The organism is Shewanella sp. 10N.286.54.B9 (assembly GCF_041468565.1).
Lineage (GTDB): Bacteria > Pseudomonadota > Gammaproteobacteria > Enterobacterales > Shewanellaceae > Shewanella.
The window spans coordinates 37730-61312 of record NZ_JBFRIY010000012.1 but is presented as its reverse complement, the minus strand read 5'-3'; the positions used below and the strand labels follow the sequence as shown (position 1 = coordinate 61312).

17 protein-coding genes are annotated in these 23583 nt (G+C 43.4%); 15 read left to right on the top strand and 2 right to left on the bottom strand.

Annotated elements, in window-relative coordinates:
- Positions 1 to 17: 17 nt before the first annotated feature.
- The 5 genes from nusA to rpsO all read left to right on the top strand — a co-directional run bounded on the left by nusA (position 18) and on the right by rpsO (position 6089).
- The gene (gene nusA / locus AB4135_RS03760; protein WP_371990436.1) at positions 18 to 1517 is read left to right on the top strand and encodes a transcription termination factor NusA; all 1500 of its coding nucleotides are present in this window, start codon (positions 18 to 20) and stop codon (positions 1515 to 1517) included.
- Positions 1518 to 1543: 26 nt separating this feature from the next.
- Positions 1544 to 4246, top strand: coding sequence for a translation initiation factor IF-2 (gene infB, locus AB4135_RS03755; protein ID WP_371990434.1), 2703 nt, complete (start codon positions 1544 to 1546; stop codon positions 4244 to 4246).
- A 68-nt stretch (positions 4247 to 4314) separates the two neighbouring features.
- Complete coding sequence (rbfA, locus tag AB4135_RS03750) at positions 4315 to 4743, top strand: 30S ribosome-binding factor RbfA (protein ID WP_371990432.1); 429 nt, start codon at positions 4315 to 4317, stop codon at positions 4741 to 4743.
- The gene (gene truB, locus AB4135_RS03745; protein ID WP_371990430.1) at positions 4743 to 5693 is read left to right on the top strand and encodes a tRNA pseudouridine(55) synthase TruB; all 951 of its coding nucleotides are present in this window, start codon (positions 4743 to 4745) and stop codon (positions 5691 to 5693) included. Before rbfA ends, truB begins: the two co-directional genes overlap by 1 nt.
- Positions 5694 to 5819: 126 nt before the next feature.
- Positions 5820 to 6089 carry a 30S ribosomal protein S15 gene (gene rpsO, locus AB4135_RS03740; protein ID WP_020911393.1) on the top strand — a complete coding sequence of 90 codons (270 nt, stop codon included), beginning with the start codon at positions 5820 to 5822 and terminating at the stop codon, positions 6087 to 6089.
- An 832-nt stretch (positions 6090 to 6921) separates the two neighbouring features.
- On the opposite strand, the gene AB4135_RS03735 is transcribed toward rpsO, so the two are convergent.
- Positions 6922 to 8967 carry a putative bifunctional diguanylate cyclase/phosphodiesterase gene (locus tag AB4135_RS03735; RefSeq protein WP_371990428.1) on the bottom strand — a complete coding sequence of 682 codons (2046 nt, stop codon included), beginning with the start codon at positions 8965 to 8967 and terminating at the stop codon, positions 6922 to 6924.
- Between the two features lie 198 nt (positions 8968 to 9165).
- Here AB4135_RS03735 and pnp point away from each other — a divergent pair, with 198 nt between their 5' ends.
- The 10 genes from pnp (at position 9166) to deoD (ending at position 22758) form a co-directional block, all read left to right on the top strand.
- Entirely contained in the window at positions 9166 to 11271 is a 2106-nt protein-coding gene (gene pnp / locus AB4135_RS03730) for a polyribonucleotide nucleotidyltransferase (RefSeq protein WP_371990426.1), read from the top strand.
- A gap of 197 nt (positions 11272 to 11468) precedes the next feature.
- Positions 11469 to 12362 carry a lipoprotein NlpI gene (nlpI, locus tag AB4135_RS03725; RefSeq protein ID WP_371990424.1) on the top strand — a complete coding sequence of 298 codons (894 nt, stop codon included), beginning with the start codon at positions 11469 to 11471 and terminating at the stop codon, positions 12360 to 12362.
- Between the two features lie 153 nt (positions 12363 to 12515).
- The gene (prfC, locus tag AB4135_RS03720; protein WP_371990422.1) at positions 12516 to 14096 is read left to right on the top strand and encodes a peptide chain release factor 3; all 1581 of its coding nucleotides are present in this window, start codon (positions 12516 to 12518) and stop codon (positions 14094 to 14096) included.
- Positions 14097 to 14508: 412 nt separating this feature from the next.
- Positions 14509 to 15273: a TatD family hydrolase gene (locus tag AB4135_RS03715; RefSeq protein WP_371990475.1), complete on the top strand. Its 765-nt coding sequence runs from the start codon at positions 14509 to 14511 to the stop codon at positions 15271 to 15273.
- 177 nt (positions 15274 to 15450) lie between these two features.
- Complete coding sequence (locus tag AB4135_RS03710) at positions 15451 to 16725, top strand: NupC/NupG family nucleoside CNT transporter (RefSeq protein ID WP_020911399.1); 1275 nt, start codon at positions 15451 to 15453, stop codon at positions 16723 to 16725.
- A 338-nt stretch (positions 16726 to 17063) separates the two neighbouring features.
- Positions 17064 to 17930 (top strand): outer membrane protein OmpK, encoded by an 867-nt coding sequence (locus AB4135_RS03705; RefSeq protein ID WP_371990420.1) that lies wholly within the window; start codon positions 17064 to 17066, stop codon positions 17928 to 17930.
- Between the two features lie 514 nt (positions 17931 to 18444).
- Entirely contained in the window at positions 18445 to 19218 is a 774-nt protein-coding gene (deoC, locus tag AB4135_RS03700; protein ID WP_020911401.1) for a deoxyribose-phosphate aldolase, read from the top strand.
- Positions 19219 to 19381: 163 nt separating this feature from the next.
- A complete protein-coding gene (deoA, locus tag AB4135_RS03695) occupies positions 19382 to 20713 on the top strand; it encodes a thymidine phosphorylase (protein WP_371990418.1) in 1332 nt (443 codons plus the stop codon).
- A gap of 13 nt (positions 20714 to 20726) precedes the next feature.
- Entirely contained in the window at positions 20727 to 21944 is a 1218-nt protein-coding gene (locus AB4135_RS03690; protein ID WP_371990416.1) for a phosphopentomutase, read from the top strand.
- A 103-nt stretch (positions 21945 to 22047) separates the two neighbouring features.
- A complete protein-coding gene (gene deoD / locus AB4135_RS03685) occupies positions 22048 to 22758 on the top strand; it encodes a purine-nucleoside phosphorylase (protein ID WP_020911404.1) in 711 nt (236 codons plus the stop codon).
- A gap of 106 nt (positions 22759 to 22864) precedes the next feature.
- Here the strand turns inward: deoD and AB4135_RS03680 are convergent, their stop codons facing one another.
- Positions 22865 to 23569: a YtjB family periplasmic protein gene (locus AB4135_RS03680; protein WP_371990414.1), complete on the bottom strand. Its 705-nt coding sequence runs from the start codon at positions 23567 to 23569 to the stop codon at positions 22865 to 22867.
- Positions 23570 to 23583: the final 14 nt, after the last annotated feature.

Below are 23583 nucleotides of genomic sequence, written 5' to 3'. Positions count from 1 at the left end.
GTGAACGAGGCAAGAGAATGAATAAAGAGATCCTGCTAGTCGCTGAGGCGGTTTCAAATGAGAAAGGTGTACCTCGCGAAAAGATTTTTGAAGCGTTGGAAATTGCACTAGCCACAGCAACCAAGAAAAAATATGAAGGTGACATTGAAGTACGTGTTGCCATTGATCGCAAAACAGGTGGTTACGAAACATTCCGTCGTTGGATGGTTGTTGAGGACACTGGCGAACCGTTGGAAAACCCTTTCCGCGAAATTACGCTAGAAGCAGCAGTATACGACGACCCTGAGATTGAGCTTGGCGGCTTTATCGAAGATGAAATCGATTCAGTGGCATTCGATCGCATTACAACACAAACTGCCAAGCAAGTTATCGTACAGAAAGTACGTGAAGCTGAACGTGCTCAGATTGTTGACCAATTCCGAGATCGCGAAGGCGAGCTAATCGTTGGTGTTGTTAAGAAAAGTAACCGTGAAAGTGTGGTTGTTGATTTGGGTAGCAATGCCGATGGCGTGCTGTTCAAAGAAGACCTTATCTCACGTGAGTCTTTCCGCCCTGGTGATCGTGTTAGAGCATTGCTTTACTCGGTACGTCCAGAAGCGCGTGGCGCTCAGCTGTTCTTGACTCGTACTAAGTCAGAGATGCTCATTGAGCTTTTCCGTGTTGAAGTACCAGAAATTCAAGACGAAATGATTGAAATCATGGGCGCTGCTCGTGACCCTGGTTCTCGCGCAAAGATAGCCGTTAAGTCTAACGATCGTCGTATCGATCCTATCGGTGCATGTGTTGGTATGCGTGGTGCACGTGTTCAAGCCGTTTCTAACGAGCTTGGCGGTGAGCGTGTTGATATCGTTCTTTGGGATGATAATCCAGCACAATATGTTATTAACTGTATGGCGCCAGCTGATGTTGCTTCAATCATTGTAGATGAAGACAACCATTCAATGGATATCGCTGTTGAAGCTGATAGCTTAGCGCAAGCAATTGGTCGCAACGGTCAAAACATTCGTTTAGCCACTCAACTATCAGGTTGGGAACTTAACGTGATGACTGTTGATGATATGAAAGCTAAGCATCAAGCAGAAAGCGCTAAAGTGGTTAACTTGTTTATCGAGTCATTAGACGTTGATGGCGAGTTTGCCCAAGTTCTGGCTGACGAAGGTTTTACCTCTCTAGAAGAGATTGCTTACGTACCAACATCAGAACTACTAGAAATTGAAGGATTTGACGAAGATATCGTTGAGTCTTTAAGAGAGCGCGCAAAAGCGGCGATCTCAACTCGCGCACTTGCGACTGAAGAAGCACTTGATGGTGTTGAACCAAGTGAAGATCTTCTAGCTTTAGAAGGTTTGGATAGACACTTGGCGTTCGTAATGGCAAGCAAAGGCGTAATCACGCTAGAAGATTTAGCCGAACAAGGCATTGATGATTTGATCGAAATTGAAGAATTAACAGAAGAAAAAGCAGGTGAGCTCATTATGGCTGCCCGTAATATCTGTTGGTTTGGCGAAGAAGCATAAGTCGATCAACAGAGGGGAATTTAATAATGGCAGATACTACAGTAGACAAACTAGCCAAAGAAGTTGGGAAAAGTGCTGATCGACTCGTCGAGCAATTTTCTCAGGCTGGTATCAAGAAATCGGCAAACGATACGGTTTCTGAATCTGAAAAACAGCAGTTGCTTGATTTTCTTAAAAAGCAACACGGTGGCGATGCTGCACCACAGAAAATGACATTACAACGTAAGTCAGTTTCAACATTGAGTGTTGCAGGCAGTGGCGGACAGTCAAAAGACGTTAAAGTTGAAGTGCGTAAGAAGCGTACTTTTGTTAAACGTGACGAAGCGCAAGAAGCTGAATTAGCGGCAGCGGCGAAAGCTGAAGAAGAAGCTGCTGCTGCAGCAGCGAAGGCTGAAGCAGAAGTTAAAGCTAAAGCCGATGCAGAAGCAAAACAAAAAGCAGATGCAGACGCTAAGGCTAAAGCTGAAAAAGCAGCTAAAGCGAAGACTGAGAAGCAAGAAGCTGCGCCAGCACAAACTGCTGATGAAAAAGCAGCGAAAGATGAAGCTGATAAGCTTCAAGCTGCTAAAGATGCAGTTGCTAAAGCTAAAGCTGATGAAGAAGCGGCTGCTGCAACAGAAGAAGCACGTCGCCTAGCTGAAGAGAATGCTAAGCGTTGGGCTGATGAAGAAAAAGCACGTAAAGAAGCTGAAAAGACGGGTGATCACCATGTGACTACCTCTACTGAAGCGCGTGCTGCTGAAGATACTGCTGATGCAAACGCTGAAAAACGTGGACGTCGTCCGCGTAAGCCTTCTGCAAACGCGGGTAATAACGCTAATCCAAATGCTAATGCGGGTTCAGGTCGTCCAGGCGGAAAGGGTAAGCGCGGTAAAGATAACCGTCGTGATAACCGTAATTCACGCAATTCTCGCAACAATCGCAGCGTTGCACCTGAGTCTATGGACCATGCATTTAACAAGTCAGCTGTTGTTGTTAAAGCTGAAGTTAGCATTGGTGAGACAGTTTCAGTTTCAGAACTTGCTTCGAAGATGTCAGTTAAAGCGACTGAAATCATCAAGCAAATGATGAAAATGGGTTCTATGGTTACTATTAACCAAGTACTCGACCAAGAGACTGCACAGCTAGTTGCTGAAGAAATGGGTCACAAAGTGATTCTAACTCGTGAAAACGAGCTTGAGCATCAAGTACTTGCTGACCGTAATGGTGATGTTAGCGTTGAGCCTCGTGCTCCTGTTGTCACTATCATGGGTCACGTTGACCATGGTAAAACATCGCTACTTGATTACATTCGTCGTGCAAAAGTTGCTTCAGGCGAAGCCGGTGGTATTACACAGCATATTGGTGCTTACCACGTCGAAACGGGTAACGGCATGATCACCTTCCTTGATACTCCTGGTCACGCTGCGTTTACCGCAATGCGTGCTCGTGGTGCCAAGGCTACCGATATTGTTATTCTTGTTGTTGCAGCCGATGACGGTGTTATGCCACAAACAATCGAAGCTATTCAGCATGCTAAGGCAGGCGGAGTGCCACTGATTGTTGCAGTGAACAAGATTGATAAGCCAGAAGCAGATCCTGATCGCGTTAAGTCTGAGCTATCTCAGCATGGCGTAATGTCAGAAGACTGGGGCGGAGAAAACATGTTTGTTCACGTTTCAGCGAAGAGCGGTGAAGGTATTGATGAACTGTTAGAAGGTATCCTTCTAGAGTCTGAAGTACTAGAGCTTAAAGCGGTTCGTGAAGGTATGGCTGCTGGTGTTGTTGTTGAATCTAAGCTTGATAAAGGCCGTGGTCCAGTTGCAACGGTTCTGGTACAAGAAGGTACATTGAAGCAAGGCGATATCGTTCTTTGTGGTCTTGAGTACGGTAAAGTCCGTGCGATGAAAGACGAAAACGGTAAAGCAATCACTGAAGCTGGCCCATCAATTCCAGTAGAGATCTTAGGTCTTTCTGGCGTGCCATCAGCCGGTGACGAAGCAACGGTTGTACGTGATGAGCGTAAAGCGCGTGAAGTCGCACTTTACCGTCAAGGCAAGTTCCGTGACGTTAAGCTGGCTCGCCAGCAGAAGTCTAAGCTTGAAAACATGTTCGCCAACATGGTTGAAGGTGAAGTTCAAGAGCTTAACTTGGTACTTAAAGCAGACGTACAAGGTTCGCTTGAAGCAATCGCTGATTCGCTTAACAAGCTATCAACTGACGAAGTTAAAGTTAATATCATCGCTCGCGGTGTAGGTGGACTGACTGAGACAGACGCAACTTTAGCCGCAGCATCTAACGCTATTATGGTTGGCTTTAACGTTCGTGCTGATGCACAAGCGCGTAAAGTTGTCGACAGCGAAAGTGTTGACCTACGTTACTACAGCATCATCTATCAGTTGATTGATGAAGTTAGAGACGCGATGGGTGGCATGCTAGCGCCAGAATTCAGACAAGAAATCATTGGTCTTGCTGAAGTTCGTGACGTATTTAAGTCTCCTAAGATCGGCGCAATTGCTGGTTGTATGGTTACTGAAGGTACTATTAAGCGTAGCGCTCCAATCCGTGTACTACGTGAAAACGTGGTTATCTACGAAGGCGAACTTGAATCTCTACGTCGCTTTAAAGATGACGTTAGCGACGTTCGTAACGGCATGGAATGTGGTATCGGTGTGAAGAACTATAATGACGTCAGAGTTGGCGATCAAATTGAAGTCTTCGAGACCGTTGAGATAGCACGTACACTGTAATCTATCTTCTCTCTATATAAGGGCGGCGTTAGCCGCCTTTATTTTTTAACGTAAATGGCAAATATATTATGGCAAAAGAATTTAGTCGTACACGCCGTATTGCACAGCAGCTACAACAAGAGCTAGCACAGGTGCTACAACGTGATATGAAAGACCCTCGTATTGGGTTTGTGACGGTTAATGATGTCGATGTTTCACGTGACTTGAGCTATGCCAAGGTATACGTGACTTTCTTTGAAGAAGACGAAAAGCTTGTTCAAGAGAAAGTTGAAGCATTAGATGCTGCAGCAGGTTACATCCGTTCACTGGTTGCTGGTCGTATGAAGCTGCGCGTGATGCCTGAACTGCGCTTTATCTATGACAGTTCACTGGTTGAAGGTATGCGCATGTCTAATCTTGTTAGCCGAGTGATCAGTGATGATGAAGCGAAGCAGCAAGAGCACGGTACAGCAGAAAACGTTAAGCCTGACAGTGACAAGGCTGAGGACGATAAGTAATGGCTCGTCGTTCTCGCGGTCGTCATATTGACGGTGTGTTGTTGCTTGATAAAGACACTGGCATGAGCTCGAACTTTGCATTGCAAAGAGTGAAACGCTTTTTCAATGCAAACAAAGCGGGTCATACTGGAGCACTTGATCCATTAGCGACAGGTATGTTGCCTATCTGCTTAGGTGAAGCCACAAAGTTTTCGCAGCATCTTCTCGATGCCGACAAGCGTTATCTCGTCACCGCTAAGCTCGGTCAGCGCACTGACACTAGTGATTCTGATGGTGAAGTGGTACAAACTCGTGAAATCGACTTTACTCAAGAGCAGCTTGATAGCGCGCTTGAGCATTTTCGCGGTAAAACCATGCAAGTCCCGTCAATGTACTCAGCGCTTAAATACCAAGGTCAGCCTTTGTATAAATATGCGCGTGAAGGTATTGAAGTACCGCGTGAGGCTCGTCCTATCAATGTATTCGAGCTTAACTTTATCAGCCTAGAAGGCGATGAGTTAACCTTAGACATTCATTGCTCTAAAGGTACTTACATCCGCACCATTACCGACGATTTGGGTGAGATGCTTGGCTGTGGTGCCCATGTGATAATGCTGCGCCGAACTCAAGTTGCGGGTTATCCATACGACAATATGGTCTCTCTGGCTCAGCTAGAGACGCTAGTCGCTAAAGTTGAGGCTGAGTCATTAACTTTATCTGAGGTATTAGATCCGCTTCTTTTACCTATGGATACAGCTGTCAGTGACTTTAAAGAGATAAACGTCTCTGATGACATTGCTCCGTTCTTGATGAATGGTAATCCTGTCCAGGTTGCAAATTTGCCCGTTGATGAGCTTGTGCGTATCACTTTAGGTGCTGAGCGTAAGTTTGTCGGTATTGGTCAGATGAATGATGATGGACTGCTTGCGCCGAAGCGACTGATTGTTTTAAGAGATGAGTCAGCCGAATAGCAATTATTTGCGATGCGGGTAAGAAATCTAGTTGCTACTCCCTAGCTTAATGGGTAGAATAGCGCGCTCACTTTGGCTGAGTTAGTGATCGGCTAAAGATTTTTAATTATTATTTTGGAGATAGAAATGTCACTAAGTGTTGAAGCTAAAGCTAAAATCCTAGCTGAATTTGGTCGTTGTGAAAATGATACTGGTTCTTCTGAAGTTCAAGTTGCTCTGCTAACTGCGCAGATCAACCACCTACAAGGTCACTTCAAAGAGCACATCCATGATCACCATTCACGTCGTGGTCTACTACGTATGGTTAGCACACGTCGTAAACTTCTTGCATACCTTAAGCGTACTGAAAATGTTCGTTACCAAGAGCTTATCAAGAAGTTAGGTCTACGTCGTTAATCTTTAATTAGATAACGTTTGACCTATTAAAAGGAGGCTTAGCCTCCTTTTTTTGTGCCTGTAATTTAGAAAACTTGGCTTTTGTAAACTGATACCAATAGCACTAAAGGTTTGACCATTCAGCGTTTTCTAGCCGCACTACGTGAACCCCTCAGTCTTTCCACTTCTGCTTTGCATTGGCTTAAAAGGGAATAACCATTTTTTTATCAATGCGCTTTGAATTGAAAAGATTGACGGGCTCTGAACGGGTCAAATACTAAATGCAATTGGTATGAAACGATGCTGATAGTGTTAATATCTGAAGACGGAAGTTTTCTGTGACTGCTAAGTTTGGATTTTTAGAGTCCTTTACAAAACAGAGCCCACGGCTCCTCGTTACCAAGCCTCTGCAAGCAATATTATTGTCTAGGTAATACTAATCAGTATAAAGGTTTGCTCGCGCTGCGAGAGTTTAGCTGCTTTGGAGAAAGCTCATTAAGTACTCCTCGGTAACCGCTCCAGCGTTACTCTATCTCCTTTATTTCCTTTATCCATGAAGTCGTGTATTAATGACATTGACCACATTTGAGCTACAGGAATGGAGGGAATGCATTAAGCATGTCAGGAGCAAGCTTGGTCATGTGGGTTGCAATGAAGTGCATAGTTAAATGAGGTTCAAGCTCATTAACGTGGCATTAGAGCCACTAAAACTTGCCTGTAAAGAATGCTTTTAGCTAGCGACTTCACGTTGAATTAACTTAAAAGGGAATAACCATCGTGTCATTTATCTGCTTTGAATTAGCTCGCCAATAAAGACTTTGAGTAGATCAACTGCTTATATTGATTGGGATAATTAGCTTACGGTTTTAGCCTCAGCGCTATATTGCTTAATATATTTATCTTCAAATACATCTCGCGGTAAAGGTTTACTGAAGTAATAACCTTGACCAATGACGCAGTCGCGTTCCTGTAGCCACTTTAATTGGGCTTCGTTTTCAATTCCTTCAGCGACAATTTTCAAATTAAGTTGTTTTCCAAGCATCAATATAGTCGACGCAATAGCGCTTTCTTTAGGAAGATCAGATACAAAGCAACGATCAATTTTCATTGTGGTGATAGGTAAGTGGCGTAAGTATGACAATGACGAGTAGCCAGTACCAAAATCATCAACCGCGATCCCAAAACCAGCTGAGCGTAATTCTTCTAATTTCTTAATCGCTAGTTGAACATCATCCATCAATGAGGTTTCAGTGATCTCTATCTCTAATAGCCCGGGGGCTATTTGATAGCGCAGTGCCGCCTTTTTGATATCAGGTACAAGACTAGAATGCTCAAACTGCTGTGAGGCAACATTGACTGCAATAGGTAAAGAAAGGTTGAACTCACTTTGCCACTTCTTAATTGTACGACAGCTCTCCTCTATCACCCATTGGCCAAGCGGAATGATAATTCCAGTCTCTTCTGCGACAGGTATAAATGACATAGGACTAATGAGTCTGCCATCCTTTTGCCACCTAATTAAGGCTTCACAGCCAATAAGTTGCCCAGTTTGAATATCGAGCTTAGGTTGAAAGTGTAATACAAACTCTTTATTTATCAGTGCGTCATGTAATGATGCTTCTGTTCTTAATCGCACAGCAGCACGCTCTGTCATTTGTTGCTTGAAAAAAGCCCATTGATTGGTGCCTGCAGCTTTAGCACTGTACATTGCTATATCAGCATGACGGATAAGATCTTCCGCTGCGAGCCCATCATCAGGAAAAATGGATATACCAATAGACGCCGCAGGATGTATTGCATGCTCATTTAACTGCATCTGAGTATTGAGCTTGAGCAAAAGCTTACTGACAAAGTCAGCGGCTTGGCTGGGGGTACTAAGGCCGTCGGCTAGAATTACAAATTCATCACCACCTAAGCGCGCGACGGTGCCTTTTTCTGCGACAGAATCCTCTAGAATTCGCGCTATTCGTACAAGAAACTGATCGCCTAGAGCATGCCCCAAGGAGTCATTGATATTTTTAAACCTGTCCAAATCAATAAACAGTAATACAAACTGTGTTTTTTGTGTTTTAGCTCTTTGTATCGTCACTGCGATAGTTTCAAGCAATAGTGCTCTATTGGGTAGGCCAGTAAGAGCATCTCTGGTCGCCATTTTTCTAAGCTTGTTTTGTGTTTTGGAGAATTGCACCAATATTTGATTGAGTTTACTGGTTACAAGACCGAGTTCATCATCTTTGTGAGCTCGAGATGTTGGAAGCAGGTTTTCTGCGGGCGATTCGGGATCAATTTTGTCAATTGCTTCGCTTATTCTGGCTATAGGCTGAGTTAAAAATCGATGAAAAACGATTGAAAGCACCAGTGTAAGTAAAAAAGCGCGAGCCAAGGTTCCCCAAAGGCTGTAGCTTAAGCTTGAAAATAATGAGCGGGTCAGTTGCTGCACATCATAATGCAAAGTGAGTTCGCCAATTATTTCCTTATTGGGCTCATTATTAGTGTAATTGGGTCGGTATAATAACCTGGACACTTGCTCAAGATCGCCAAAGAGTTCATTGCTTATTTTTATGAATAACCCTGATGTTTCTATATGGCTTGTATTGTTAACCGCGACAAAGAGGCTGTTGTCATCAAGGGTGATGGTTGCAGAGCCGATGTTGTCGACCTTTAACAGACCTTGTATGGTCTGAGCTGCCAGCGTTTCGTCCATCGCCCAGACAGCATTTGTTGTTGGTTGTTCGACAGAATTAAGCAGTTCTTGCTGTGTCGACATCAACTGTTGGCGTTCTTCGACAAAAACTAGCGAAATTTCAACTAGAAAAATTGCAAAAGCAAAAAATAACGTTGAAGAAACAACAAGTATTGTTTGCTTCCACGTTAGCGATTTAAAATTTTCCTTTCTCAACTTTTTTCCTTTATTTTAATAGCTTATGAACGCTTTGATAGGTAGTTAGTTGTGTTCAGGGAAACGTAGACGTCGTAATCTCTCCACTTTAGAGAAAAGATTCCGCTTTGTCATTAATCTATTCCCTTTATCTATTGAATAAACTTGCAGTATACTTACGCGCGTAATTAAGGTAATTAAATTTAAGGAATGGTTCACGTGAATCCAATCGTAAAGAGTTTTGAATATGGTCAGCACACAGTTACATTAGAAACTGGTGTTATCGCACGTCAAGCAGACGCTGCTGTTTTAGCAAGTATGGGTGATACAACAGTCCTTGTTACTGTTGTCGGAAAGAAAGCTGAAGAGCCAGGTCGTGACTTTTTCCCGCTAACCGTTAATTACCAGGAAAAGACATATGCCGCTGGTAAGATCCCAGGCGGATTTTTCAAGCGTGAAGGTCGTCCATCTGAAAACGAAACATTGATTGCACGTCTTATCGACCGTCCAATCCGTCCTCTATTTCCAAATGGTTTCAAAAATGAAGTTCAGGTAATTATCACAGTCGTTTCTGTCGATCCTGAAATCAACCCTGATATCATTTCAATGATTGGTACTTCTGCTGCATTAGCTATCTCTGGTTTGCCTTTCAATGGCCCACTAGGTGTTGCCCGCGTTGGTTACACAAACGGCGAATACGTGCTTAACCCAGATGTGACTCAGCTTGTTGATAGCGAGCTTGACCTAGTTGTTGCTGGTACTGAAGGTGCGGTACTAATGGTTGAGTCAGAAGCGGCTTCTCTACCTGAAGAAGTGATGCTCGGCGGTGTGGTTTATGGTCATGACCAACAGCAAGTAGTGATTAATGCTATTAGCGAACTAAAAGCTGAAGCGAGCAAACCGGCATGGGATTGGACTGCTCCAGTTCAAGATCAAGAGCTTGTTGCTAAAGTTAAAGATTTGGCTGAATCAGGTCTTACTGAAGCTTACCAAATCGAAGTTAAGCAAGATCGTTACACGCAAGTTGGCGTAGTTAAATCTGCTGCTAAAGACGCATTACTGGCTGAAAATCCAGAAGCTGATTTGCGCGAAATCGATGGCCTTCTTGGTAGCTTAGAGAAGAAAGTTGTTCGTAGCCGCATCATTGCCGGTAACCCACGTATCGATGGTCGTGAGCCAGATATGGTTCGTGCACTAAACGTAATGGCTGGTGTACTTCCACGTACACATGGTAGTTCACTGTTCACTCGTGGTGAAACTCAAGCGCTTGTTACTTGTACTCTTGGTACAGAACGTGATGCACAGAAAGTTGACAGCATCATGGGCGAATACACCAACCGCTTTATGCTTCACTATAACTTCCCTCCATACTCAGTGGGTGAAACTGGTTTTGTTGGTTCACCTAAGCGCCGCGAAATCGGTCACGGTAAGCTAGCATGGCGTGGTATTAACGCTGTTATGCCTTCTGCAGAAGAATTTCCGTACAGCGTTCGTGTTGTATCTGAGATCACTGAATCAAATGGTTCAAGCTCAATGGCTTCTGTATGTGGTACTTCACTTGCGCTTATGGATGCTGGTGTACCGATCAAAACATCGGTTGCAGGTATCGCAATGGGTCTAGTTAAAGAAGGCGACGACTTCGTTGTTCTTTCTGACATTCTAGGTGATGAAGATCACCTTGGTGATATGGACTTTAAAGTAGCGGGTACTCGTGACGGTATTACTGCATTGCAGATGGATATCAAGATTGAAGGTATCACGAAAGACATCATGCAGATTGCTCTACAGCAAGCCTATGGCGCACGTGTTCATATCCTAAACGTAATGGACCAAGCGATTGGTTCACATCGTGATGATATCTCTGATCACGCTCCACGTATCACGACTCTTAAGATTAACCCTGAGAAAATTCGTGACGTTATCGGTAAAGGTGGTGCAACAATTCGTGCACTTACTGAAGAGACTGGTACTACGATTGAACTTGAAGATGACGGCACCGTTAAGATTGCTTCTTCAAATGGCGAAGCAACTAAAGAAGCTATCCGTCGTATCGAAGAGATCACTGCTGAAGTTGAAGTTGGTACTGTTTACAACGGTAAAGTTGTTCGTATCGTAGACTTTGGTGCATTCGTGACAATTCTTCCTGGTAAAGATGGTCTAGTTCATATTTCTCAAATCGCTGAAGAGCGTGTTGCGAATGTGTCTGACTACCTAGAAGTTGGCCAAGAAGTTAAAGTTAAAGTGATGGAAGTTGATCGCCAAGGTCGTGTGCGTCTTTCAATGAAAGAAGCGGCACCAAAAGCGGAAGCTCCTGCTGCAGAGTAAACGTTAATCGTTTATTCAAAAGGAGGCCCTAGTGGCCTCCTTTTTTGTGGGCGTTATTTACCGCTTTATATCGTAAGGTTTATCGTCATATTTGGGATTATTTGCTGTAAATGAGATTATTTTTCAATTCCTTGATAGCAGTAGCAACAGGGGATTGCTATGATTGGAGCTATTGCTGAACTCAAAAGGTTAAATGGATGAATCAAAAGATGCGTACCACTGCAATTGCAGTGATGGCTGGGATCAGTATATTGCTGACCGGATGTGTATCAACCCAAGCAGGTAGTAACCAAGCTGATGCGATTAAAGTCGCTCCCGTTTCCCCCGACTATAAGCTTGAGATAACGTTAGCCAAGCTAAATGAAATCCTTTCTAGTGTAGAGTTAACCCAGGAGCAGCGCGCGCGTTTTCATTATGATCGCGGTGTGATTTACGATCGTGTCGGCTTACGTATTTTAAGCCGAATCGATTTCCATCAGGCATTAAAATTACAGCCTAACCTAGCTGATGCGTATAATTTCCTTGGTATTTACTACACCCAAGAAAATGAGTTCGAAAGCGCTTATGAAGCATTTGATGCTGTACTTGAACTGTCTCCTGATTACGACTATGCCTATTTGAACCGTGGTATCTCTCTATACTATGGAGAGCGCTCTGAATTAGCGATTTCGGACATGGACATGTTCTATAGCAGAGACCCATCCGATGGTTATCGCGTGTTATGGCTGTATCTTGCTGAAAGAGAAATGGATCAGCAAACTGCCACCGCCAGAATGATAGAGAACCGCGCTAAATTAAACCCAGATGCTTGGTCAAGTGCATTAGTTGATTATTACTTAGGTAAGAAAGACAAAGAAGCGGTATTTGCGTTAGCAAAAGAGGGCCTAAAACACCCGAATGAGTATGCTGAACGTTTATGTGAAGCCTACTTCTATATGGCCAAAATAGCCCAGCAACGTGGTGATAATGCCGAGGCCGCTAATTACTTCCGTTTAGCGTTAGCGACAAACATCTATGATTTTGTTGAGCATAGATATGCACGTCTTGAGCTTGCTCGAGTGGCTGCTGCAATGGCACCTACAGTTAACTAGGTATTATTGATCTTGCATAAGCCTCCATTAAGGAGGCTTTTTTATTGCTTGAATGCGATTTTGAATTCGTTTTAAGCTGCAGCACTGGTAGCCAAAATATAGGTGAACAGCTATAATTGCCGCCTTTGTGAACTCCCAGAATTACAGGTATACATGTCAGGCTATAAAGTTGAGGTCGACAAACGTCGCACTTTCGCCATCATCTCTCACCCAGATGCGGGTAAAACCACCATTACTGAAAAGGTTCTTTTATTCGGCAACGCGTTACAAAAAGCGGGCACAGTAAAAGGCAAAAAGTCAGGTCAGCACGCTAAGTCTGACTGGATGGAGATGGAAAAAGATCGTGGTATCTCGATTACTACCTCTGTAATGCAGTTCCCATACAATGATGCGTTAGTTAACCTTCTCGACACACCTGGTCACGAAGATTTCTCTGAAGACACCTACCGTACGCTAACAGCAGTCGACTCCTGTCTAATGGTGATTGACTCGGCGAAAGGTGTTGAGCAACGTACTATTAAGCTGATGGAAGTCACTCGTCTGCGTGATACGCCAATCGTCACTTTCATGAACAAACTTGACCGTGATATTCGCGATCCCATTGAGCTGATGGATGAAGTTGAAGAGGTGCTTAACATCAAGTGTGCACCTATCACTTGGCCAATTGGTGCCGGTAAAGAGTTTAAAGGGGTTTACCACCTTTTGCGTGATGAAGTGATCTTGTACCAGAACGGTATGGGACACACTATCCAAGACTCAAAAATTATTAAAGGTTTAGATAACCCAGAACTCGACGAAGCAATCGGTAGCTATGCTGATGAAATCCGTGATGAAATGGAGCTTGTTGCAGGCGCATCGCACGAGTTTGATCGTGAGCAGTTCCTTAAAGGTGAGTTAACACCGGTTTATTTTGGTACTGCACTAGGTAACTTTGGTGTTGACCATATTCTTGATGGCATCGTTGAGTGGGCGCCAATTCCGCAGCCTCGTGAAACTGAAGCACGAGATATTGAGCCAACAGAAGCAAAGTTCAGCGGGTTTGTATTTAAGATCCAAGCGAACATGGATCCTAAACATCGTGACCGTGTTGCGTTTATGCGGATCTGTTCTGGTCGTTACGAGCAGGGCATGAAGATGCATCACGTACGTTTAGGCAAAGATGTTAACGTCAGTGATGCTTTGACCTTCATGGCGGGCGATCGTAACCGTGCAGAGGCTGCTTATCCTGGTGACATTATTGGTTTACATAACCATGGCACTATTCGTATTGGTGATACCTTTACGCAGGGTGAGAAGTTACGCTTTACTGGTGTGCCAAACTTTGCCCCAGAGATGTTCCGTCGTATCCGCCTTAAAGACCCATTGAAACAAAAGCAACTACTCAAGGGTTTAGTCCAGCTTTCAGAAGAGGGCGCTGTACAGGTCTTTAGACCATTAGACAGTAATGACTTAATCGTAGGCGCCGTTGGGGTGCTGCAGTTTGAAGTGGTCGTTGGTCGTCTTAAGACCGAGTACAAAGTTGAAGCTATCTATGAAGCAATTAGCGTTACTACTGCACGTTGGGTTTATTGTGATGATCACAAGAAATTGGACGAGTTCAAGCGTAAGTGCAGCATGAACTTAGCTCTTGATGGCGGTGATAACCTTACCTATATCGCACCAACAATGGTTAACCTAAACCTTTCGATGGAACGTTACCCTGATATTGAGTTTGCTAAGACACGAGAAAATTAATCTCAGCAACTGATATTCAATACTAAAACCCAAGCCATGGCTTGGGTTTTTTATTGGCTGTTTATTGTTAGGTTGAATGGACTGAAACGATATGCAGTAAGGATACATGCACACTCATGTTCAGTGAGTAAAAGTTGAAGCAGTCAAAGATTTGATTCATTGCTTCTATTCTTTTATGACTAGAATGCGTTACGAACTCTTCACTTAGACGGCTAAGCGTCATTGCTCAAGCCTTGCACTAGGAGCATTATTCCTTACGGTAAAGAATCGAACAAAAACTAAGCTCGAAAGAGCAGCCGACCCTTGTATTACAATAATAGGGAGACTTGTTATATTGACCTTTGATAGTGAGCATTCATAGAGGGAAGTCATGACATTATTAGTGAAAGATGAGCAGCTTAAAATATTTCCAATGATAGATAGTCACGCTCATTTGGATTTTAGTGAGTTTGACCATGATAGAGGCGAACTTTTTCAACAGATGAGGGCGCAGGGAATAGAGCAAGTTGTGATCCCTGGCGTGTCAGAAGATAAATGGGCAAACCAAGTTCGCATTGCCAAACAGTTTGACTGCCCTTTTGCATTGGGCATACACCCTTGGTTTTGTGATTCTATGACAGGGCAAACGTTACCTAATCTCAGGGAATTGCTATTGCAATCGCAGCAAGACGCAAAACTTGTCGCAATTGGCGAGTGTGGTTTAGATAAGTTACATAAAAGTAATTTCGCAACACAATTATCGGTATTTAAGGCTCAAATTTTGCTCGCAGAAGAATTTGATCTACCTCTCATTATTCATTGTGTTAAAAGCCACGAAGAGATGCTTAATTTGCTCAAAGGCAGTAAAAATGCCAGAAAAGGGGTGATCCACGGCTTTTATGGCGGACCAGAGTTAGCATCACGTTATGTTAAGTTGGGATACAAGTTAGGAGTAGGCGGATTACTTTTAAATGATAATGCTCAGAAACTCCACCGAACAGTGGCTGAATTGCCGCTCAATGCGTTTGTATTGGAAACAGATTCCCCTGCGATGAGGCCTCAAAATAGTGATAATGATCGTAATTCTCCACTAATTCTGCCTTTATTACTCAAAAAAATGGCAAGTTTACAGAAAAAAACTAATGTTCTTATATCAGAACAGCTGTATTTGAATGTTTCGCAACTCTTTGACCTTTAGTTTTATTTTGATTGAACAGGTGTAACTCGCATCAGAATAACTAACGAAATCATTGAAATAAAACTTCAAAAATTTGATCAATACGACGCTTTTGAGCGTCTGGTCGGGTATAATCGACCGCGGAAAAAGGTTGGTTAACAACATAATTAAAAAGTATTAACAATAGGGTGATGGTTAATGGATATTTTAATGAGTTTAGTAGGGGTGGTCACCTTACTAGCGATCGCTTTCGGGCTTTCAAATAATAAAAAAGCAATTAACAAACGTACTGTTCTAGGTGCACTAGCAATTCAAGCCGCTTTCGGTGGTTTCGTATTGTATGTACCAGTTGGACAAGAAGTACTTGGTGGCGTTTCAATGGGTGTTGCCAGCGTTATTGGTTACTCTCAAGCTGGTATCGACTTCCTATTTGGTGGTCTAGGTACTGACGCTATGTTCGCAAACGGTGTTGGTTTTGTCTTCGCTATTCGCGTACTACCTGTAATTATCTTCTTCTCTTCTTTGATTGCTGTTCTTTACTACCTTGGCATCATGCAGATGGTAATTAAGTTCATCGGTGGTGGTCTTCAGAAAGCATTGGGCACAAGCCGTACTGAGTCTATGTCTGCTACTGCAAACATCTTCGTAGGTCAAACTGAAGCACCATTAGTTGTACGTCCATTTATTGCGACTATGACTAACTCTGAGCTATTCGCTATCATGGTTGGTGGTCTTGCATCTATCGCTGGTGCGGTACTTGCTGGTTACGCTGGTATGGGCGTTAAGATTGAGTACTTAGTTGCTGCATCTTTCATGGCCGCTCCTGGTGGTCTAATGATGGCTAAGCTTATCCATCCTGAGACTGAAGAAACTAAAAACGAAATGGGCGACTTGCCTGAAGACACTGACAAGCCAGCTAACGTTATTGACGCTGCTGCTGCTGGTGCTGCTTCTGGTATGCATTTAGCACTTAACGTTGGTGCAATGCTGCTAGCATTCGTTGGTCTTATCGCAATGCTTAACGGTATGTTAGGCGGGATCGGTGGCTGGTTTGGTATGGAGAACCTTTCTCTAGAACTAATCCTAGGTTACGTGTTCATGCCTCTAGCATTCCTTATCGGTGTGCCTTGGAGTGAAGCAATGGTAGCTGGTTCTTTCATTGGTCAAAAGATCATTGTTAACGAATTCGTTGCTTACCTAAACTTTGCCCCATACCTAAAAGATATTGCTGATGGCGGTATGGTTGTTGCTGAAACTGGTGTTGCTATGACTGATAGAACTAAAGCTATCATCTCATTCGCACTATGTGGATTTGCAAACCTATCTTCAATCGCAATTCTACTTGGTGGTCTAGGCGCTATGGCTCCAAGCCGTCGTCACGACCTTGCTAAGCTTGGTGTTCGTGCGGTTATCGCAGCATCACTAGCAAACCTTATGAGTGCAACACTTGCTGGTCTATTCCTAGCATTGTAAGCCTCAAGTTGACTGAGTGGCATGTGTTGCTCAGTCTTGGTTCTGCTCACTCAGAGCAGAGCCACAATTAAGTCAATCGTTTTCCAATATAAAGTTTTACGAAATGGTCAATAACTAAGATTAGGGATTATTTCGACTTAAATACGACAATAACAATGGTAAGACAGAATAATCTGTCGATAAATCATGACTTTGTTCTAATGTTAAAACTTAGTGTTCGCATTTTTACGTAAATAGTGTTGAAGTTTGACATAAATTAAGTAGAATGCGCGCCATAAAAAAGAAACGCTGACTCTTCATAAAGTCGAGCAGCAAACCATAAATAAATGGGGTTGATGATGAAAAACGTTAAAACTATCGCACTAGCTACAGCACTAGCAGCTACAGCTACAATGGCAGCACCAACTTTCGCAGCAGATCGCACAGACCTTCGTGCTGGTGATTACAGCTGGATGCAGTTCAACGCAATGTACGCAGTAAATGAACTTCCACGTGACGGTTCTACAGATAACGGTCATGACTACCTAGAGATGGAATTTGGCGGCCGCGCTGGCATCGTAGATCTATACGGTTATGTTGATGTATTCAATATTACAAACCGCGATTACGGTGACAAGAATAACGGCGCAAGCAAGATGTTCATGAAGTTTGCTCCACGTTTCTCTATCGATGCGATGACTGGTTGGGATCTTTCTGCTGGTCCAATCCAAGAAGTTTACATTTCAACGCTATTTAACTGGGGCGGCGGAGCTATCCGTGGTACTGACCAGTTTGGTAATGAGACAAATGACGTAAACAATGCTTCAATTGGTATTGGTGCTGACGTTATGGTTCCATGGTTAGGTAAAACTGGCATGAACCTATACGGTTTCTACGACATGAACATTAAAGAGTGGAACGGTTACCAATTCTCTATGAACTGGTTTAAGCCTTTTGTTAACTTTGACAATGGCTCTTTCATCTCTTTCCAAGGTTATGTTGACTACCAGTTCGGCGCTGATGAAAAATACGGCAACGAATTCGTACCACAAACTACTAGTGGTGGTGCTGCATACTTAGGTCTACACTGGCATTCAGAGAACTACGCACTTGGTTACGGCTTAAAAGCATACCAAGATGTTTACCTTCTTGAAGACGGTGCAGGTCTAGTTGGTCTAGAAACTACAGGTTTCGCACATTACTTCACTGCTACTTACAAGTTCTAAGCAACGCTTAAAGAACAGTTAAGTATCTGCAGAGCCGCGATATATCGCGGCTCTGACTATCTTCTAAGTATATTGATGTTGAACCTTTAATTTTTATTTCAATTTTTACTCATTTGGTAACGCAAACAAATTAATTTTTACTTAAGCATGAACTATATTTAATTAGCTTGTTTAGGTAAGTATTAATTGAAAGTGATATAAGATTTATTACGCGCTAAAAGGGACTTTTCGCGGAAAGGCAGACATAAGCAGTATCTATCTCCCTTCCCGGTCTTCATGGATTCAAGTCGTGACACTAGTGTCAAGATTATTGCAATGCAAAGACGTTGCAATGTTGGATACCTGAATATTGCCTTAGCATGATTATTGATGTTCAATTCTCATGACTAAGGTTCGGCAATGCTCGAAGGCCCGGCCCATAAAAATAATCAAAAAAATCAGCCACTTCTAAGCGCAGCCATACGACAATTTTCTATTAAAATTTTACTATTTGAATATGTCTCGGAGAGCTATTATGAGCGACTTAAAAAAAGCAGCACAACAAGCCATTAATTTGATGGATCTTACTACGCTAAATGACGACGATACTGATCAGAAGGTTATCGATTTATGTCATAAAGCTAAGACGCCAGCTGGCGACACTGCTGCTATTTGTATCTACCCTCGCTTTATTCCTATTGCACGTAAAACGCTAAATGAGATTGGCGGCGATGATATCAAAATCGCAACAGTGACTAACTTCCCACACGGTAATGATGATATTGCCATTGCAGTACTTGAAACTCGTGCAGCTGTTGCTTACGGCGCTGATGAAGTTGATGTTGTTTTCCCGTACCGCGCGTTAATGGCGGGTAACGAAACTGTCGGTTTTGAGCTAGTTAAAGCCTGTAAAGAAGCCTGTGGCGATGAAGCCATTTTGAAAGTTATCATCGAATCAGGTGTGCTTGCAGATCCAGCGCTTATCCGTAAAGCATCTGAGCTATCAATCGATGCGGGTGCTGACTTCATTAAGACCTCTACCGGTAAAGTTGCAGTAAACGCAACACTTGAAGCCGCTGAGATCATGATGACAGTGATTAGCGAAAAGAACACTAAGGTTGGCTTTAAGCCTGCCGGTGGCGTAAAAGATGCTGCAGCAGCGGCAGAATTTTTAGGTGTTGCAGCACGTCTTCTAGGTGATGACTGGGCGACTCCCGCTACATTCCGTTTTGGCGCTTCTAGCCTGCTAACAAACTTACTGCATACATTGGAGTTAGGTGACGCACCTAAAGGACCACAAGGTTACTAGTCTTTACTGATTTAGCTTGTTGTTAAGTGTGATCTAAATCTAATTAGGTGTACCAAAAGTCCGTTATGATGTAACTATATTACGGCTTTTGGTTCCCCTTTAGCAGATTGCTAACTGAAAGTTACCTTAAGTGGAAACTTAGTTACATTCTTGGAGGTAGTACATGTTTTTAGCTCAAGAAATTATTCGTAAAAAACGTAATGCTGAAGTCCTTTCAACTGAAGAGATCCAATTCTTCGTTAACGGCATCACCAATAACACTGTGTCCGAAGGGCAGATCGCTGCACTGGGTATGGCTGTTTACTTCAACGACATGAATATGGATGAGCGTATCGCGCTTACCACATCCATGCGTGATTCTGGTACGGTTCTCGACTGGAAATCTCTTGACCTTAACGGTCCAATTATCGATAAGCACTCAACCGGTGGTGTGGGGGATGTCATTAGTTTGATGTTAGGCCCAATGGCTGCAGCTTGTGGTGGTTATGTACCGATGATTTCAGGTCGCGGCCTTGGTCATACTGGCGGCACACTCGATAAGTTTGATGCAATCCCTGGTTACAATACTGAGCCTGACAGTGCACTGTTTCGCAAAGTCGTTAAAGAGGCAGGCGTAGCCATTATTGGTCAGACGGGTGATCTTGTTCCTGCTGATAAGCGCTTTTACTCTATTCGCGATAATACCGCGACAGTAGAGTCTATCTCACTTATTACTGCTTCTATTCTTTCTAAAAAGCTTGCCGCAGGCCTTGATGCCCTCGCAATGGATGTCAAAGTGGGTACTGGCGCCTTTATGCCAACCTACGAAGCATCTGAAGAGCTTGCCCGCAGTATTACAGCTGTTGCCAATGGTGCTGGTACTAAAACAACTGCTCTATTAACTGACATGAACCAAGTTTTGGCTTCATGTGCAGGTAATGCTGTTGAGGTTAAAGAAGCTGTCGACTTCATGACCGGTGCTTACCGTAATCCACGTCTTTACGAAGTGACTATGGGACTTTGCGCAGAAATGCTTACCCTTGGTGGTATTGCAAGCAATGAAGCGCAGGCACGTGCCAAGCTAAATGAAGTACTCGATAACGGTAAAGCTGCTGAGATATTTGGCCGCATGGTATCAGGTCTTGGTGGACCGACTGATTTCGTAGAAAACTACAGTAAATACCTACCTGATTCACAAATCATTCGTCCTGTTTATGCTGACCAAACCGGTTTTGCAACTGCAATGGATACCCGTGAATTGGGTCTTGCAGTTGTTACCTTAGGTGGCGGACGTCGTAAACCTGGTGACACTCTAGATTACAGTGTTGGACTGACTAAAGTTTGCGCCCTTGGCGATGAAATCAGTGCCGATAAGCCTATTGCATTTATACACGCTCAATCTGAAGGTGCCTTTGCTGAAGCTGAAGCTGCAGTGAAAAAAGCGATTCACATTGGCGATACCAAACCAGAGAAAACTCCTGAGATATATCGCTATATCCGCGAGTCAGATCTGTAACGGAGCACAGTTTATGAAACGTACTATAATCATGATGCTAGATTCATTCGGCGTAGGGGCTGCACATGATGCAGAAGCCTTTGGCGATGTTGGGTCAGACACTTTTGGACACATCGCAAAAGCATGTGCCGAAGGTAAAGCAAATGACGGCCGTGAAGGGCCATTAAAATTACCAAACCTAGCACGCTTGGGTTTAGGGCACGCATCTAAAGAGAGCACAGGTGAATTCCCTGCTGGTTTTGGCGATGATGTCGAGATTATCGGCGCTTACGGTCATGCCGATGAATTAAGCTCAGGTAAAGACACGCCGAGTGGACATTGGGAAATGGCGGGTGTACCTGTTTTATATGAATGGGGCTACTTTAGCGATCTGACTAACTCTTTCCCGCAGGAACTTACAGATAAGATACTTGCTCGTGCAGGTTTAACTGAATTTCTCGGTAACTGCCACTCTTCAGGAACTGTGATCCTAGAAGAACTTGGTGAAGAGCATATGCGCACTGGTAAGCCTATTTTCTATACCTCTGCCGATTCAGTGTTCCAGATTGCTTGTCATGAAGAGAGCTTTGGACTTGAAAAATTATATGAGCTTTGCATTATCGCTCGCGAAGAGCTAGCTGATTACAACATTGGCCGTGTTATTGCTCGTCCATTTGTTGGTACTGATGCAAGTAACTTTGAGCGTACTGGTAATCGTCGTGACTATGCGGTTGAGCCACCAGCGCCAACAGTACTCGATAAGCTTAAAGCTGCCGGTGGTGAAGTGGTTAGTGTGGGCAAGATTGCTGACATCTATGCACATTGCGGTATTACTCAAAAAGTAAAAGCAACTGGGCTTGAAGCATTGTTTGATGCCACGCTAGAGCAAGTTAAACAAGCGGGTGACAATACGATTGTATTCACTAACTTTGTTGATTTTGACTCTCACTACGGCCATCGCCGTGATGTTGCAGGCTATGCTCGCAGCCTAGAGTATTTCGATGCTCGCTTACCAGAGATATTAGCTCTGTTAGGCGAAGATGACTTCTTACTGCTTACTGCAGACCATGGTTGTGACCCAACTTGGCCTGGCAGCGATCATACTCGTGAACGCGTACCGGTTTTAGTATATGGTGCAGGGCTCGAACCTGGATCATTAGGTCTACGTAACAGCTTTGCTGATATGGGCCAATCTATAGCGAGCTACTTTAAGCTTGAGCCTATGGAATATGGCGAGTCGTTTGTTCGCTAGTTAAACCGAAACAATTTTTAAATTTGGCGGTTCACTTTGGACCGCTAGCATACAAAGACTCAAGTATTAACGACGGTCTAAAAATATAAATAGGGGTTTTCTGATGGCTACACCACACATTAATGCCGTAGACGGTGCATTTGGCGATACAGTGCTATTTCCTGGCGATCCACTACGTGCAAAATACATTGCTGAAACATTTCTAGAAAACGTTGAGCAAGTTACTGACGTGCGTAACATGCTTGGTTTTACTGGTACATACAAAGGTGTTCGCATCTCTGTTATGGGTTCAGGTATGGGCATTCCTTCTTGCTCAATCTACGCAACTGAATTGATCAAAGATTACGGTGTTAAAAACTTAATCCGTGTTGGTACTTGTGGTGCAGTTAGCACTGACGTTAAAGTTCGTGACGTATTAATCGGTATGGGTGCATGTACTGATTCACAAGTTAACCGTCTACGTTTTAAAGGCCAAGATTTCGCAGCAATTGCTGACTACAGCCTACTTAGCGCTGTGGTTAAAGCTGCTGAAGAAAAAGGTACTAAGTTCCGCGTTGGTAACGTTTTCTCTGCTGATCTTTTCTACACACCAGATCCAGAAATGTTTGACGTTATGGAAAAGATGAACATCTTAGGTGTCGAAATGGAAGCTGCAGGCCTTTACGGCGTTGCTGCTGAGTTCGGTGCTAAAGCATTATGTGTTTGTACTGTATCTGATCATATCCGTACTGGTGAAAAGACCTCTTCTGACGAGCGTCAAACTACCTTTAACGAAATGATCGAAATGACACTAGAAGCAGCTATCACTCTTTAATGAGCATTGTTGCAGTAAACCAGTAACACTGGTTTATAGGTCATTAAAAAGCGGACATTGATTGTCCGCTTTTTTGTGGCTGTTTTTCTTGTATTACTCTTGCGGTTTATGGTTTATCCGCTTTTTCTTCTACAGAAAGAGTTTCATCCGCTTGATTATCTAGCTCTTCACGTCGATGTTTAGCATTTCGTTTGCTGAGCAGTTGTCTGAACTTTATCTTAGCTTTACGTCTGTCAAAGTCGGCGCGTTTAAACGATAACGCGCGTGACAATAGCATGCCGATGAGCCCAGCAATGATCAGCATCATCTGCTGCTGTTCCATATTGATCTGGTGCGCTTCTTTAATTTCATTAAAAAAGTATTTGGGCTCTAATCTAACTTCTACATAACCCAAGTTTTGCCCATCTTGCGAAACAGCCTCAACATAAGGAGGGTATTGGGCAAGCAGTTGTGCCATCTCCTCAGAGTCAGCTTCATAATCCTCTTGGGTAACACTTTGTGCGAATGATAATCTGACACCATCTTCACTAAAAATACTGGCTGACATGACTTTAGGGTCAAGTACCAATGCGGTGGCAAGCCATTGCAGCTGCTCATCATTTTCTAATTGCAGAGCAGGCGCTGCGCCATAGGCAGTTTGCTCAACTAATAATCTTGCCATCTTTTCGGTTTGGGACTTTAGAAGCTGTTGCCCTTGTAGTAGGCTAGTTTCCCACAACTGATCCAGACCAATGAATAATGCAATAGCGATAAGGATCTGTAATATCCTGCTTATTCGATGGCTCTTTTTTAGGCCTTTTAAATAAAACACTGAAATCCTTAATT